This window comes from Microcystis sp. LE19-84.1B (assembly GCF_027531875.1).
Classification (GTDB): domain Bacteria; phylum Cyanobacteriota; class Cyanobacteriia; order Cyanobacteriales; family Microcystaceae; genus Microcystis; species Microcystis panniformis.
In genome coordinates, this window is sequence record NZ_JAPZSR010000021.1 from 24,009 (window position 1) to 38,777 (window position 14,769).

The 14,769-nt window shown below is 44.5% G+C and carries 15 protein-coding genes and 1 pseudogene; 4 read left to right on the top strand and 12 right to left on the bottom strand.

Going from position 1 to position 14,769, the window contains the following annotated elements; genetic code table 11:
• Positions 1–36 precede the first annotated feature (36 nt).
• The 3 genes from rbp to menB all read right to left on the bottom strand — a co-directional run bounded on the left by rbp (position 37) and on the right by menB (position 2,593).
• Complete coding sequence (gene rbp, locus O9324_RS01040) at positions 37–339, bottom strand: RNA-binding regulator (protein WP_004161448.1); 303 nt, start codon at positions 337–339, stop codon at positions 37–39.
• Positions 340–602: 263 nt separating this feature from the next.
• Positions 603–1,487: a PEP-CTERM sorting domain-containing protein gene (locus tag O9324_RS01045; protein WP_288139249.1), complete on the bottom strand. Its 885-nt coding sequence runs from the start codon at positions 1,485–1,487 to the stop codon at positions 603–605.
• 272 nt (positions 1,488–1,759) lie between these two features.
• Positions 1,760–2,593 (bottom strand): 1,4-dihydroxy-2-naphthoyl-CoA synthase, encoded by an 834-nt coding sequence (gene menB / locus O9324_RS01050; RefSeq protein ID WP_002769878.1) that lies wholly within the window; start codon positions 2,591–2,593, stop codon positions 1,760–1,762.
• Positions 2,594–2,919: 326 nt separating this feature from the next.
• On the opposite strand from menB, the gene O9324_RS01055 reads away from it, so the two are divergent.
• Positions 2,920–3,093, top strand: coding sequence for a type II toxin-antitoxin system HicB family antitoxin (locus tag O9324_RS01055; protein WP_002768290.1), 174 nt, complete (start codon positions 2,920–2,922; stop codon positions 3,091–3,093).
• Between the two features lie 69 nt (positions 3,094–3,162).
• Here the strand turns inward: O9324_RS01055 and O9324_RS01060 are convergent, their stop codons facing one another.
• Positions 3,163–4,113, bottom strand: coding sequence for a glycosyltransferase family 2 protein (locus O9324_RS01060; RefSeq protein ID WP_287629836.1), 951 nt, complete (start codon positions 4,111–4,113; stop codon positions 3,163–3,165).
• Positions 4,114–4,217: 104 nt separating this feature from the next.
• Here O9324_RS01060 and O9324_RS01065 point away from each other — a divergent pair, with 104 nt between their 5' ends.
• Positions 4,218–4,835: a serine O-acetyltransferase gene (locus tag O9324_RS01065; RefSeq protein ID WP_002768293.1), complete on the top strand. Its 618-nt coding sequence runs from the start codon at positions 4,218–4,220 to the stop codon at positions 4,833–4,835.
• On the opposite strand, the gene ispD is transcribed toward O9324_RS01065, so the two are convergent.
• From ispD to bchD, 7 genes are all read right to left on the bottom strand, one after another.
• Positions 4,830–5,510, bottom strand: coding sequence for a 2-C-methyl-D-erythritol 4-phosphate cytidylyltransferase (ispD, locus tag O9324_RS01070; protein ID WP_002768294.1), 681 nt, complete (start codon positions 5,508–5,510; stop codon positions 4,830–4,832). The two genes, O9324_RS01065 and ispD, sit on opposite strands and share 6 nt — an antisense overlap.
• Before the next feature lie 127 nt (positions 5,511–5,637).
• Positions 5,638–6,036, bottom strand: coding sequence for a DUF1824 family protein (locus O9324_RS01075; protein ID WP_002768295.1), 399 nt, complete (start codon positions 6,034–6,036; stop codon positions 5,638–5,640).
• Between the two features lie 176 nt (positions 6,037–6,212).
• On the bottom strand, positions 6,213–6,863 hold the full coding sequence (locus O9324_RS01080) for a hypothetical protein (RefSeq protein ID WP_288139250.1): 651 nt from the start codon (positions 6,861–6,863) through the stop codon (positions 6,213–6,215).
• An 83-nt stretch (positions 6,864–6,946) separates the two neighbouring features.
• Complete coding sequence (locus O9324_RS01085) at positions 6,947–7,111, bottom strand: hypothetical protein (protein ID WP_002768298.1); 165 nt, start codon at positions 7,109–7,111, stop codon at positions 6,947–6,949.
• Positions 7,112–7,234: 123 nt separating this feature from the next.
• Complete coding sequence (locus O9324_RS01090; protein WP_002768299.1) at positions 7,235–8,125, bottom strand: hypothetical protein; 891 nt, start codon at positions 8,123–8,125, stop codon at positions 7,235–7,237.
• Between the two features lie 10 nt (positions 8,126–8,135).
• Entirely contained in the window at positions 8,136–8,639 is a 504-nt protein-coding gene (locus tag O9324_RS01095) for a hypothetical protein (RefSeq protein ID WP_288139251.1), read from the bottom strand.
• A 366-nt stretch (positions 8,640–9,005) separates the two neighbouring features.
• Entirely contained in the window at positions 9,006–11,003 is a 1,998-nt protein-coding gene (gene bchD / locus O9324_RS01100) for a magnesium chelatase ATPase subunit D (RefSeq protein WP_288139252.1), read from the bottom strand.
• Between the two features lie 174 nt (positions 11,004–11,177).
• Between bchD and O9324_RS01105 the strand changes: the two genes are divergently transcribed.
• A complete protein-coding gene (locus tag O9324_RS01105) occupies positions 11,178–12,860 on the top strand; it encodes a hypothetical protein (RefSeq protein WP_288139253.1) in 1,683 nt (560 codons plus the stop codon).
• A 282-nt stretch (positions 12,861–13,142) separates the two neighbouring features.
• On the opposite strand, the gene O9324_RS01110 is transcribed toward O9324_RS01105, so the two are convergent.
• Entirely contained in the window at positions 13,143–14,426 is a 1,284-nt protein-coding gene (locus tag O9324_RS01110; protein WP_288139254.1) for a TldD/PmbA family protein, read from the bottom strand.
• Between the two features lie 208 nt (positions 14,427–14,634).
• On the opposite strand from O9324_RS01110, the pseudogene O9324_RS27395 reads away from it, so the two are divergent.
• A pseudogene (locus O9324_RS27395) lies at positions 14,635–14,769 on the top strand (Uma2 family endonuclease); the annotation flags it as partial.

Below are 14,769 nucleotides of genomic sequence, written 5' to 3' on the forward strand. Positions count from 1 at the left end.
AAAAATAACCGCTTCTGGAATTTTACAAGAATCTCTTTAACGTTCGCGGCGCCCGAAGTTTTTCCGCTCACCGCCGCCGCCACCGCCAAAATTATCTTCTCTGGGACGAGCTTTGTTGACTTTCATCTGTCGTCCCATCCATTCGGCCCCGTCAAGAGTTTCGATCGCTTTTGCTTCTTCCTCATCGGAGGACATTTCCACAAAACCAAAACCGCGCATTTTACCCGTTGCTTGATCTACGGGCAAGTAAACGCGAACAACCGTGCCGTATTCAGCGAATACACCCTGCAAGTCCTCTTTCGTGACTTCATAAACCAGATTACCAACGTAAATCGTCATGGATTGTCTCCCAATATCACAGCCATTTCGAGAAGGAGATCGGACACAACCCAGTCAAGGCCATCAGGGAAAAACCGCTTCTGTTTGAAACCAATGCTGCTACCGAACCTAACTACTCTCTCTAAACTAGCATAGCTGATCAGTGGGAGTATGGAGTATTAATAGCATTTTTCTTTATTCGTCGCCCTCTCCCTCTCCCTCTCCCTCTCCCAGAAAGGGAGAGGGCAATTAACCATCTCTGCCATTGCTTGTGAAAAATCGCGTTAGGCGGCATTATCTTGGGAATCTTTCATCCCTAAAGGCCGAGATTTTTTCTTGAATGTGGCCATGGCACCTCCAAGAGTTAAAATTGCCAACACTGTGCTAGGCTCTGGTATAGCTTGTGAAGCGATACCGATACTTCTTGCGTTTAAATTAGGTTCAAAGGCTTGTGAAGCGATACCGATATTTTCTATAACGTTTAAATCAGGTTCAAAGGCTTGTGAACCGATGCTTTTTCCGTTTAAATTAAGAGAATCAACAAACCCATCCCCTGCAACTAAACCAGCGGTGTCCAAACGTTCAGAGGTGTCCAAACGTTCAAAGGCTTCTGAACCGATACCGATATTTTCTATAACGTTTAAATCAGGTTCAAAGGCTTGTGAACCGATGCTTTTTCCGTTTAAATTAAGAGAAGCAACAAACCCATCCCCTGCAACTAAACCATCTGTGTCCAATGACAAGGATAAATAGGCAGCTAGTATATCTGAACGGGTAATTTTGAAGTTAAAGGGTACAAAGCCATTGGTTATAGCAAAAGCCTTGGAACCAGCTAAGGTCAGATCAATACCATCTGCTGGGATCGCGCCACGGGGAGTTGTAAATTTAGAAGAGGATTGTGATGACAATTTTTCAAAGAACAATGTAATTATTATCTTCCCCCGAGGAGTCACAACAATATATATGATCTTGTGAATACGAATTGGTCTTGGTCTTCGAGAATTATCAATTCTGAAACTTAAATCAAAAGTATCGCCAGGCTTAAAAGTAGAAGGCAAAAAGCGAGAAAACTCGCTTTCGTAACTGACGATAGCCGCATCTGCTTTGGCACTATTAAGCAATGCTAAACTGACGCCCAATGCAACACCTAATGCAGGGAGTTTTTTCATGGTGATATGAAGTTGTTGTAAGCCGATGTGAAACGATGATAAGTATTTTTACTTAATCTGTCAAGCAATTTTTAGTAAGTTCAATATTTCTGATTGAGTATTATTCTATTGATAAGATATATATATGGCATTGAAATTTTAATAGCAATTTCAGCGAGAAGATAGCCTGCGAGCCTGAATCTGAAGCGGCAGCCAAGCTTTTAGCTATCAGCCGTCAGCTTTTTTCTCCCCAACTTCCCACCGATTACTGATTACTGTTTACTGATCACTGATTAGGGTAGCCAGGGATATTGACTAAAATCGGGGGGACGTTTTTCGAGGAAAGCCTGTTTACCTTCGGCTCCTTCGGCGGTCATATAGTAGAGTAAAGTGGCATTACCCGCTAACTCCTGTAAACCCGCTTGACCATCACAATCAGCATTAAAAGCCGATTTTAGGCAGCGAATCGCCAAGGGACTTTTTTCGAGAATTTCTAAGGACCATTTAATCCCTTCCTGCTCTAATTCCGCCACCGGGACGACATGGTTAACCAAACCCATTGCTAAAGCTTGTTGGGCGTTATACTGCCGACAGAGAAACCAAATCTCGCGAGCTTTTTTCTGACCCACTACCCGGGCCAGATAACTAGAGCCAAAACCGCCGTCAAAACTGCCCACTTTCGGACCGGTCTGGCCAAAAATGGCGTTATCCGCTGCTAAGGTTAAATCACAAACCAAGTGTAAAACATGACCGCCCCCGACCGCATAACCTGCCACCAGCGCGATAACTACCTTGGGGATGGAGCGAATTAATTTCTGTAAATCCAGCACATTGAGCCGGGGTACGCCATCATCGCCAATATAACCCGCCTGACCGCGCACCGTCTGATCGCCGCCGGAACAAAAAGCATATTTGCCGTCGCTGTGGGGACCTGCACCCGTGAGCAATACTACTCCAATGCGCGCATCCTCGCGAGCATCACAGAAAGCGTCATAAAGCTCAAAAACTGTCTTCGGACGGAAGGCATTACGCTTATGGGGTCGATTGATGGTAATTTTGGCGATTCCCCCCCATTTATGGTAGAGAATATCCTCGTAGGTTTTTACGGATTGCCATTCAACGCTCATAGTCTCGGTTATAGGCACAGCTTTTTTACCTTACCTCATTTTGTCCCCCACTTTGAAGCGGGGAGCGCCAAAATAGGGGAATGGATAGTTGACGGACAAGGTTTAAAGCTGATTCCCTTCTTGATGTTTTCTGAGTATTTATTCAAAATAAGTAGCTGGTTATAATTAAATTTAAAATGGATTTTAGGTTCGATCCCCCCTGCCCCCCTTGATAAGGGGGGTGCCGATCCCCCCTTAGTCCCCCCTTAATAAGGGGGGCATCTGAAAGTTTTTAATACCTACCTACTTATATTGATCCTATTTGCTAACTTTAAAGAGGTAAAAATATGAGTACAAGTAATAAAACTAAGCTTGAATCATTAGAGTTTTATTTAGGGTTAAAATATCCAATAACAATTTATCCTGATGATGACGGGGGATATGTATCGGAAATTAAAGACCTTCCGGGATGTTTCACTCAGGGAGAAACCATAGAGGAAACCTTAATCAGTAAACAGTAATCATTGAACTGAAAACTCACATCTGATAACTGATAACTGATAACTGATAACTGATAACTGATAACTGAATTAAAGCCATTCGATTTCTTTAGCTTTTTCGGGTAATTTAGCCGTGGCCTGTCCCTGGCTGCGGGACTGAAACCCAATTAAATCGAGGGGAGTAGCCAATAAATCTACTAAATCTGCTTTACCAAACAGTAACTTGAGGGTATTTTTTGGTAGCTCTTTTAATAACCAACGACCGAGAGTAAAAAATAACTCTTGATTGGTTAAAGGTCGCATCAATTCGACACCGTGCAATTCGTGAAGATAGCGATTCGAGCGCCCATAACGTTTTAATTGACTTCTTAAGTCTTCTAGGGTGGAACGATGACGATGATAAATAATTGCCTCTGGTGCGTAGGTTAATTGCCAGTCGGTTTGTTGTTGAATACGCCAACAGATATCGGCATCACCACCAGTAGTTAAATAAGGACGAAATAAACCAACTTTTTGAACAGCTTCTCGACGAATAGCGAGGTTAGCAGTTTGACCGTAGGGACAAAAAGAATGTTCTAAAAGAAATTTTGGTGACATAAATTGACGACGTTCCGCATACTTTTCCAACCAAGTGGAACCAGTTAACGCAGCAATTTCACCCGCTACCAGACCGATCCTAGTATCTTTAAAGGGTTGGATCAATTCTGTCAACCATTGGGGTGCGGGACGACAATCGGCATCGGTAAAGACCAGAAAAGGATAACGAGCGCTTTTGATCCCTTTGTTACGAGCAGCGTAGGAGCTTTGTATCTGATTTTCGCTTAAAATGATCAGGTTCAGTCCCCGGTGTTCTTCTGCTGCCTTCCCTAATAATTCTGCTGTGCGATCGCTACTATTATTATCAACTAAAATATATTCAACTAATTGACGGGGATAGGTCTGTTTGGCTAAACAATCAATGAGAGGGGGTAGATCTTTCTCCCCGTTATAAATTGGCACGATCACGGATACTTCGGGAAGGAACTGTAGGGTAGTTGACATCGTTGGAGTCCAATAAACGGGCGAAGGTTGAACTATTCGCTACAATACTACTATAATTAATAGCAACAAAAAGCAAGTCTATTGTCACTTATTTTAGACCAACGATGAAAAGTTTCTTCCGAAAATTATTTTTCTATGCGGGTATTGTTTTGCTCTCACCCTTAATCATTGCTTTTCAGGTAGCTAATAATCGAGAACTTATCTTAGGTGATGTGCGGCGTTGGGTAGAGTTATTAGGCCGGGAAAAAAGAGCAGATTGGTTACAATTATTAGCTCTGTGTCTGGAGGCAAAAGAATTTAGGAATTTATATTATTGTCGTCTTTTTCAAGGTGGTTCATTCAGCCGCTTTTTTATGTATATTCTTAGGTTTTTTTATCGAGAAAGTTCCTACTTATTTCTAGATTCTTCCTGTTCGATTGGCAAAGGATTATTTATTCAACACGGTTTTAGTACGATTGTTATGGCGGATTTGGGCGATAACTGTTGGATTAATCAACAGGTAACAATTGGCTATAAAGATAAAAGCGGTCGCCCCAAAATTGGCAATAATGTCAGGATTACCGCCGGTGCTAAAGTCTTGGGAAATATTACCATCGGCGATAATGTCACCGTGGGCGCAAATTCAGTGGTAGTCAAGGATGTTCCACCTAATTGTGTGGTGGTGGGTATTCCCGCTCGTATTATTAAACGGGACGGCGTTAAAGTAGATGAAAAATTATAAACGTTGACTTAAAATATATTCGGCAATTGCCAGATCCCCCGGAGTAGTAATTTTTAAGTTAGTTTCTTCACCGACGACAATTTTGACGGGAAAACCACATTTTTCTAATAAGGCGGCATCGTCGGTGACTTCCCAAGCTAATTTTCGGCCCTGTTCGTGACATTCTTTTAATAATTTTACCTGAAAACCTTGGGGCGTTTGGGCTGCCCACAACCGCGAGCGCTCCGGTGTATCCTCAATCCAACCCTTGCTATCGACAATTTTAATCGTATCTTTCACCGGAATCGCCGCAATGAAACCCTGACAAGTGGCTAAAGCGGCGGCACAGCGATCGAATAATTCGGGGGTGGCTAAACAGCGCGCCCCATCGTGAATTAAAACCGTCTCAGCCCCCTCTGGTAGGGCTTGTAAGCCATTATAAACCGATTTTTGTCTGGTTTCGCCTCCTTGGATGATTTGCACGGGTTTAAGGGCATTTATGGCGGTGACAATTGCTCGGATCTCCGCAAAGTCTTCCGGTTGTGCCATAATCCCAATCCAGATAATTGCCCTGGATTGCATGGCAGCCAGCAAAGTCCAAGCGAGGAGCGGTTTTCCGTGCAGGGTGAGCAGTAACTTATTGCGATCGCTGCCCATCCGTTTACCCATTCCCGCTGCTGGAATTAACAAATACATATTTTTTTCAGGTAAAAAGTTAAAAATTCAGTGGACAGAAGTGGGGAGCTTTTTGCTGGTTATTAGTCAATAGTAATCACTTTCCGGCTGATGGTTAATTGCTTCAATAACCCCAAAACTATCCCTCTTAAGAGAATAAATCGAGGGGAAAGTGACCATAAGTACCGACTAATTGATCATTTTCTGATTGACAAGAAATCAGGACACCGCGATAGGTTCCCGTGTAGGAATCGAGATAGGAAGCTTGTCTTTGGGTATTGTATTTAATATACACCGCTCCCGGTTCTGGCTGGTCTTCTGGGAGAGTATTAGGTAGGGGATATCCTAGGGCTTGTAGATAACTTTTTAGGGCTTTAAATCCCTCTTCATCGTTATCGGCACAGATACCTAAATTAATTGATTCCGAACCTTGGTTAACCAATAAAATTGCCTGTCTTAAAGCTTCTTCTTCTTCAGAGGATTGGGCAATTTTTAGCTTAATACATCCATATTCTTTTAGGAGTTTCAAGGCTTCTTCAATAGACATGAGCGGTTAGATATGCGGGGCTAAAGATAAACAATAAACTGTTGCTGCTGTCCTTAACGACAAATTCCCAAGTAAAAAAGCCCTAAATCATTGGGGTTTGGAGATAGGAAAATTTTGCATTGGTCTTAATCGTAAGATCGCCAATTTCGATCATATCAGGTTGGGGACAGGAAAATTTATCGGGTTTGTTCGATCGCTCCGGGTTGTGCGTACATTTCACTCACTGCTTTTTGATAGCCGAAGTAAGCACCTATAATAATTCCAGCCCCAAAACCAATCGCTAGGTAAGACAAAATTATACTGAGGGGAAAAGAGGACTGTCTCTGATGAGATAGGGAAAATCGCTCACCAGTCGCCACAATATTCTCGGCAGCTTCAGTGAACTCCTCCCGTTTTTCTAGGGCTTTTTCTTCAGTTGTTTCAGAGTCTTCCAAAGCTTCTGGCGCATCTTCCGGGTTATTTTCGGCGATTTCTGCGGTTATTATCGGCAAAGAGTTTAATTTGGTGACACGATTGACGATTAAATCATCTTGACTCAGGATTATCGATTCTTGCCAAGCGGGGATATCGGATTCCTCGGTCATACCGTAAACGATCACTTGTTCTAATCCATCGATGCCCAAGCTTTTGATTTCTGCTGACAAAAAAGGTAATAACTTGTGTTGATTGGGTATCCTTTTGGATTGAACTTTTAGAGTCAGGACATTTTCTTGCGAGGTGGCTTCAACAACCTCTATTTTTCTGGTTAAGAGACTTTGGTTAAGTAGGGCGATAATTGCGGCTGGCTCTTGCTGTTTAGCGGCATGGATAAGTTGTGCCTGATTCATGGCCTTGAGGGACTAAGGAGGGGATATTATCTAAATCCTTAGGAGAGTGGGCAGTGGGTTTTTAAAGTGGGATTAGGGGTTGATTATACCATTAAGCAGTCGGACATAAATTCTGTCATCTGTCTTAAGAAATGTAATTCTGGCAATTCTTGCTGACGACCGACTTGAAAGAGGGTGTAGGGTGTGGGGTGTAGGGAAGGAAACCTCACACCCCACACCCTGCCCCCACGAAAAACTTTTTGCCGCAAACCCTAAGTAGGGAGGCACAATTATTTGTAGGATGGGTTAGCGGTAGCGTAACCCATGCGGGCGTTGGGTTTCATGCTTCAACCCAACCTACGTTCATCTTATATTTAATTCCACCCACCCACTTAAATTTCCGCCACGGCTCTTTCGATTAAACGACGAGCCAGGGTTTGAATGCCAGTATGTTCATAGTAATTAGTCGTCATATCGAGGAATGCACCGACATATACCAATTTATCGGCAGAAAAGTCGATAAATCCCTGAATTTTGCTCAATAATCCCTGCTGGGTCAAATCGCGCTCGCTGACAAAACCACTCATCCAACCTTTAGTCGAGTCGAAACTTTGACCGATAAAGTCTAATTTTCTGGCACTATTTCCCCCCGGAATCAATTCTTTAATACTGCCGAAAGTGGAGTTAGATTCTAATTCTTCTGGGCTGAGAATGCTGAGGGTGGATTCCACTTTGCGGATAAAACTGCCCCCCAGGGGAATTAAACCATCCAAACAAACTAACGCCGCCATCCGCATCAGGGATTCGCCGCTATAATCTCCCAGAGAAGCGACGAAATCATCGATACTATCGCCCGGAATGCCATTAATTTGACAAAAAGCGACTAATTCGGTCACTAATTTCAAGGTTAGATCGATGGTTTGCGCTTTTTCGGGGGCAGGAGTTAATTTTTCGATTAAACCGCCCATGAGGGGAATTTTACCACCGACGGCATTAGCAAGAGAGGCGGCGGCTAGGGCATTATCGGCGCTGTCGATGGTTTGGTAGAGCCAGAGCGCCCGTTGATAGCCCTGGGATTTATCATTAAACAACCAAACGGCTCGATCGCCAATCTGTTGAATCATGCTTTCGTCGGTTTCGCCGGTGACTTTGATAATCGTATTTTTAAACCCGACTAGGTTATCCCACTGTCCCGGCACCACATAATCAAGGGTTTTGAGGACTTTGACGGTGAGATTATTCGTCGGTAATTTGTCCACCAGTTCAAAAATTGGCTTACTCACGGATGTCTCCTTACTTTAATTTTGCTAAACCATCTAAATCGAACTTAGCTAACCAAGCTTGGCGATCGCTGGCGGTAAAATCGGCCTCCCGCGATAAAACCTTGACTTGATAGCGATTATTGACTAAAACGGCGCTGGCGGTTGCACCCTGTTCCACAGAGGGAAAACCTTTGATTGTGGTTTGACTGTCTTGGAATTTATTGGCCGCGGCGGGATTATTGCTGATATCAGATATGGCTAACATAGCCAGAACTTTGCCATCTTGCTTCAGTTTTGCCTCAGCAAAGCCTTTTTTCTCCTGGGTATAGACGCGCTCGTATCCTCCCCCAGAAGGCGGGAAAAACCGATTAAAACTGCCGCCAGAGGTGGATTCTTTCACCACTGCCGCCGCCCCGCGAGCGGTACTTTCCTGTTGCGCTTGGTCAAATTGCGAGGGAGCTTTAGCACAGGAAGTTACTAGCAAAAGTACCGCTAATACCCCTGCTATCAAGATTTTGCCAAATCGAAAGTTCATAGTTATCTTAATTAAAACTTGCTCAAGTTTGTTTGTAGTATATCTCTCGCTGATTGCCGATTATTGTTAAGTTTTTCCAGATGCTGCCACACCAGACCAGTAAAAAACCAGAAAATCAGCAAAATTCGAGTTAATAGCCAATTTTTAGGCGTGTATCTCAATATTACAGAAATATCCACTGCCGAGAAATTATCGGTAACTTTTCAATTAATACAAATGTATGAGAAACTGCGTGTAAGCATCTCCCATTTGGGGGTGCGATTTGTTTCTAGCCCAAGAATAGTCTAAAACCCTGACAGGGTAGGGCTTAAAGCTAGGGTGGGGATGGTAGATTGAGAAAAATGATCTGCACCCCCTAATCACTAGCTACAGTCCCGCAATTGCCCCCCGGGCCATAGATGCGATCGCTTGTTCCGTGGCCCGGGGTAGATGATAATATTTACCCCCAGCTTTTAGGGCTAATTCTTTGGCAAAACCAGTGGAGACGAATTTTTTCTCCGTATCGATAACCAGCAGTTTAATGCCTAAAGAGCGGATTTTAGCGGCAATATCGAGCAGTTCTGCCTTAATATCGGGTTTTTCCCCCTCTGGAATCGGTTCGCCTAGAGATTTCGCCAAAGGAATATTACTTCTACCGTCGGTAATCGCCACAACCACCACTTGACCGATATCCCCCGATAAACGGGCATTCATCCCCACATGAACCGCTTGGGTTAAACCGTGAGCCAAGGGGGAACCGCCGCCACAGGGCAGGGTTTCTAGACGTTTTTTCGCTAGGGTAATCGATTTGGTCGGTGGCAATAGTACATCTGCTCGCTCACCCCGGAAAGGAATCAGGGCAATCTGGTCGCGATTTTCGTAAGCTTCCGTTAACAGACGCATGACCGCACCTTTGGCCGACTGCATCCGATTCAGGGCCATGGAACCGGAGGCATCAACGACAAAGACAATTAAAGAACCGGCCTTGCGGGCCAGCCGTTTTGAGCGCAGATCCCCTTCTTCTATAATCACATGACGTTCGGGATTCCTTAAGCGACGGGCTTTTTGATAGGGTGCGGCCGCCCGGAGAGTGGCATCGACGGCGACTCTTTTCACCTTGCCCCGGGGTAACATCGGCTTAATGTAACGTCCTCTATCTTCCGAGAAAATCAGGTTACGCGCCCCCGATTTCCCCTGACGCTGGGCCATCTGGGCAAAATACAACACACTAGGATCCAGTAAAACCCCTTCCGGGTCGAAAACAAATTCTTCCGGCAGATTATCCGGCTGTTCCGGCTCTTTTTCTTCCTCTTTCTCCTCCTCTTTTTCTTCCTGTTCCTGCTGGTTTTCGTCTTGGGGCGGTTCCGGTGGTGGCGGTGGTGGCGGTGGCTGTTGTTCCTGTTCTGGGGGTGGCGGCGTAATCAGCGATCGAGGTACAATAACTAATTCGACGGCTCTTTTTAAGTCATCGGCACTGACTAAATCCCGACCTTCTAAAGCGGCGGCGGCCTTGGCTACTCTCACGGCAAAAATCTCGGCGCGATGACCTTCTACCCTACCGCGTACCGCTTCCTCCACTAGATAACTAATTTGTTCGGGTTTAATTTTTACCTCTTTTAACCATTCCCTCGCTAGGATAATTTCGGTTTTTAGATCGTCGATTTCTTGGGCGTATTGGGCGATAAAAGCGCTGGGAGAAACAGCATACTCGATCGCCTGATTGACGGCGGTTACTCGTTGGTCTAAACTGAGGACACCATCGGCGGAAAGAGCAATGGCAATTCTATCTAATAAATGGGTTCGTAAATCCCCTTCTTCTGGGTTATAAGTAGCGATCAGGATTGGTTTACAGGGATGTTGAAAACTGATGCCTTCCCGTTCGATTTGGTTACGTCCTTCGCTTAAAACTGTGAGTAATTGGTTAGCAATTTGGTCATCGAGTAGATTAATTTCATCGACGTAGAGAATTCCCCGATGGGCGCTGGCTAATAAACCGGGTTGAAAGACTGGTTCCCCCTGTTTCACCGATTCTTCCACATCGACGGAACCCAATAAACGATCCTCGGTGACTCCTAGGGGAATCTGCACGAAAGGGGCCCGGATAACTTCCGTGGCGACCTCTCCACTGCTATATTCTTCTTTAGTGCGATCGTCCCATTCGTCGGGATTGTTGGGATCACAATTAAAGACATTACCCGCGATAATTTCGATCGGTGGCAGTAGAGAATGTATCGCCCGCGCCATGACTGATTTGGCGGTTCCCCGACGACCGGCAATTACCACACCACCGAGGGCGGGATCCACGGCGGCTAAGAGTAGGGCTAATTTAATCGCTTCTTGGCCGACAACGGCAGTCAGGGGAAAATTGAGGGTCAGAGTGGGCATAGATCTAGATTCAGGCGGCCAAATTCTAGTGTAAAACAGAAGCTCCCTGGTCTGGCACTTTTCCTCTTTTGATTCCCTGCATCTCGATCGAGTTCTTCATCCCCAAACCGATCGAGAAGTTACTGGGTTAATCTAGGATTAGCTCCTAATAACGGCTGTAGAGAGGACAGAAATATGATAGCGACAATAATCGATCGCCTTACGGAAACCAACCCGCAAATTATGCGAGAATGGCAAGGAAGATTAACCCCGAAAAATATCTCGATCGCCTCGATTATCTCTCTAGTTGGTCAATTATTAGTTTATTTGTACTATAAAAATCTACTGCCGGTAGGGGCGGGATTTAGTCGTTACTGTACCGCTAATCCCCCCAATAACAACGATTATTATCCCTATAGTGGGATTAAATACTGTATCCAAGACTTAAATGGTCAATGGATGATTATCTCCCGGTTATGGTGGTTAGATATCTTCACTTTTCTGAGTATTACTGGGATTTTCGCTCTTTTAGTGGTGGGAACCTATCAATTAATCGCCGATCTTTCCGGGGAAGAGCGCCGGGGTACACTTAATTTTATCCGTCTGAGTCCCCAACCCGCCAAAACGATTTTTATCGGCAAAATTTTCGGGGTTCCCATTCTCCTCTATCTCGTCTGTCTTCTCGCTTTACCCTTTCACTTGGGGGCGGGTTTATTAGCAGGTATTCCCTTGTCGTTAATTTTAGCCTTCTACGGGGTTCTGATCGCTAGTTGTGCCTTTTTCTATCATGCCGCCCTGAGTTTCGCTTTAGCCACGCCATGGTTAGGGGGATTTCAACCCTGGTTAGGCAGTGCTACAGTCTTAATTTTTGTGTTTTATAGCAGTATTTTTACTTTATCGGGCGGCCCTAATGGTCGTACCCCCTTTGATTGGTTAATTCTCTTTAATCCTAGTTTTGTCCTTCCCTATCTAGTTAAAGCTACCTTTCTCCCCCCCGATGCGGTACGCTATCTAGGAATCTCACAAATCTTTGATCTGCGTTGGTACGGTCAATCTCTCTGGCAATCGGTGATAATGGGTATTAGCTTAATTTTGCTCAATTTTGCCCTCTGTACCTACGGGTTAACCAGAATTATCCAGCGTCGCTTCCATAATCCCCTCGCTACTCTTGTTAGTAAACCCCAAAGTTACTGGATGATGGGCTGTTTTAGTGCCATTAGCCTAGGTTTTGTCTTCCAAACGCTGGAACCGAGCTATCTTTTCGATAATTTCGCGATTCTTAGCGTTTTTGTGGCAATTTTTGGCTTGTTAATCCTTTTTGCCCTCACTCCCCCCCGTCAAACTCTCCAAGATTGGGCGCGCTATCGTCATCTGCAAGGAAAAACGGGCATTAGTCTGGGGAAAGCTTTAATCTTTGGCGAAAAAAGTCCTTCTACCCTAGCCATGGCCATTAACGTCGCCATTGCCATTTTATTCATCCTTCCCACTATTTTTATCGCCCCTCTCCATCAATATAAACTAGCCACTGCAGCCGGGTTTCTCTTGGCAATGAACATGATTTTAGTCTATGCTGCTATCGCCCAATTATTGATGTTAGGCAGCACAAATAAACGCGCTTTGCTGGCAGCCACTAGCATCGGCATTTTGATTATTTTCCCCTTTCTCTGTTTCGCTGTCTTGGGAGTTAATCCCAGTCAATCTCCGCTGTTATGGTTTTTTACTTTTCTTCCCATTGCCGCTACTAAATACGCTACACTTCCCTCTTTCGCTTTAGCAATCTTCAGTCAGTGGTTGGGTTTAACCCTCCTCGGATGGCAAATTAATCGGCAATTAAATCGCCTTGGTGCCTCGGCAACTAAAGCGTTAATGCCAAGCTGAAAAATACCGACTCACGGGGGGGATTAAATAATATTTCTGCCGACAATTTTCTCCCCTTGAGTATCGGGTAAATTTTTTTTTCCAAAAAAGCTTGACAAAACCCCACGATTTGACAGATAATTTCCTATAGAATCGGAATCCGTGCCTGCCTGCAAACCCCCTCTTTTCAGGTCAAATAAAGCCCCAAAAAATTAACCCCAAAAAGTAGGCTGAGTTAATTTCAGTGGTCATCAAACTGATAACTGATAACTGATAACTGATAACTGATAACTGATAACATTTTTAGCCCACCACCGATAAACTATCAACGATTAGCGAGGGGGTATAACAGGAGCCATTCCATTGATTATCGGACCCCAGAGCGATTAAATTCTGCAAAGCTGTATAAACATTTCCCGTCACCATTGTATCTTTAACTCGTCCAGTGATTTTGCCCTTTTCTATGCGATAACCCAGATCGATATTGACGGAAAAATCGCCCGAAATATCGGCCCCATGACCTAAAATTTGGTCAATAACTAGGCCCTCATCTATTTGCGAGATTAAATCCTCTAAAGTTCCCCCTCCCGGTGCAACGATTAAATTAACTAAATCTGGCATAGGATAAACCCCTAAACTAGGACGAAAACCGTTTCCTGTCGGAGGAGTTTTTAATAGTCTGGCTGTGGTACGATCGCTATAGAATTCCTTAACTCTACCTCCCTCAATTAAAGATAAAAATTTGGTAGGAGTTCCCTCATCATCAAAGGGACAACTATAGGGTTCTCGGTCTGGTTGTTGGGATAAAGTGAACTTTTCTGACATCACCAATTGACCGATTTTATCACTCCAGGGCGAGGACTTTTCTAAGATCTGTTTACCATTTAAAGCCATCGCCACCGTACCCCATAACAGGGTAACTGCATTAGCAGTCAATAAAATTGGTAATTTTCCCGTGGGACTATCCACATTATTGGCGGCCCATTGTAGTCGCTGTAATAACTGTTTAATTACCGTATCGGGATGAGGTGTACTGCGAGTATATTCCCCATCATAAACCGCGAGAAAATCTTCCCCCCGCACCCATTCAATCCCCAGATAATAACTCAAAGCTGTATCGGTATATTGACAATATAAACCCTGGGAATTAACCAAACGGGTGATTTCCCGTTCACATTCCCATTCACCACTACAAATAACCTCAGGATAAACTTGGCGAATTTGGCCAATCATTTGATTACCCATCTCGATTAAACATTCTACCGCCACATCTTGCCCAATCGGGTCATAGATTGCCTGTCGTGGTGCCGAAAATTCGATTTCTTCGGGGGCATTGAGATAGGATAAATTTAACGCCGTTTCTACTAAAATTTCCGGTTCCACATCACCATAACCCACCGCTAACCCCGGACAACCCTCGCGCCATAATCTTAAGGCAGTTCCCACGGATTCGGAACTTTCTAACTGTTTAAGACGATTAGCCTCAAAAAAAACGGGATGGGAAAGGGAGGAAGATTGATAAACTTCGGCTGCCACCGCTCCCGATTTGAGAGCCAGTTCGATGAGTTGTTGCGGATCGATCGTCATGGTGATAGTTTTTGAGATAATAGCTATCTGATTATCTCAAGCCCCGGCGCTTCGGCGCAAACGCCGCTAACAAGACTGCGGCGAGTTAAAAAATTTTTGCTTATTCATCAATATTTTTGAGCAAAGATGATCAAGTTGGCAATGAAGTTATCATAGAATCGATCGAGAGTCAAAAATATGGATACTCCCACCTAGAGAGGCTGAAAAAATGACGATTGCCAAAAGCGACGAAACTGCCACCTCTCCGGCACTGATAGAAGAAGATTTCGAGGACTTCTGGGAACCCCCCCCACCCCCCACAGACTTAATTTTTGATGATGGTGAACCCTTGGAAAGCAACCGA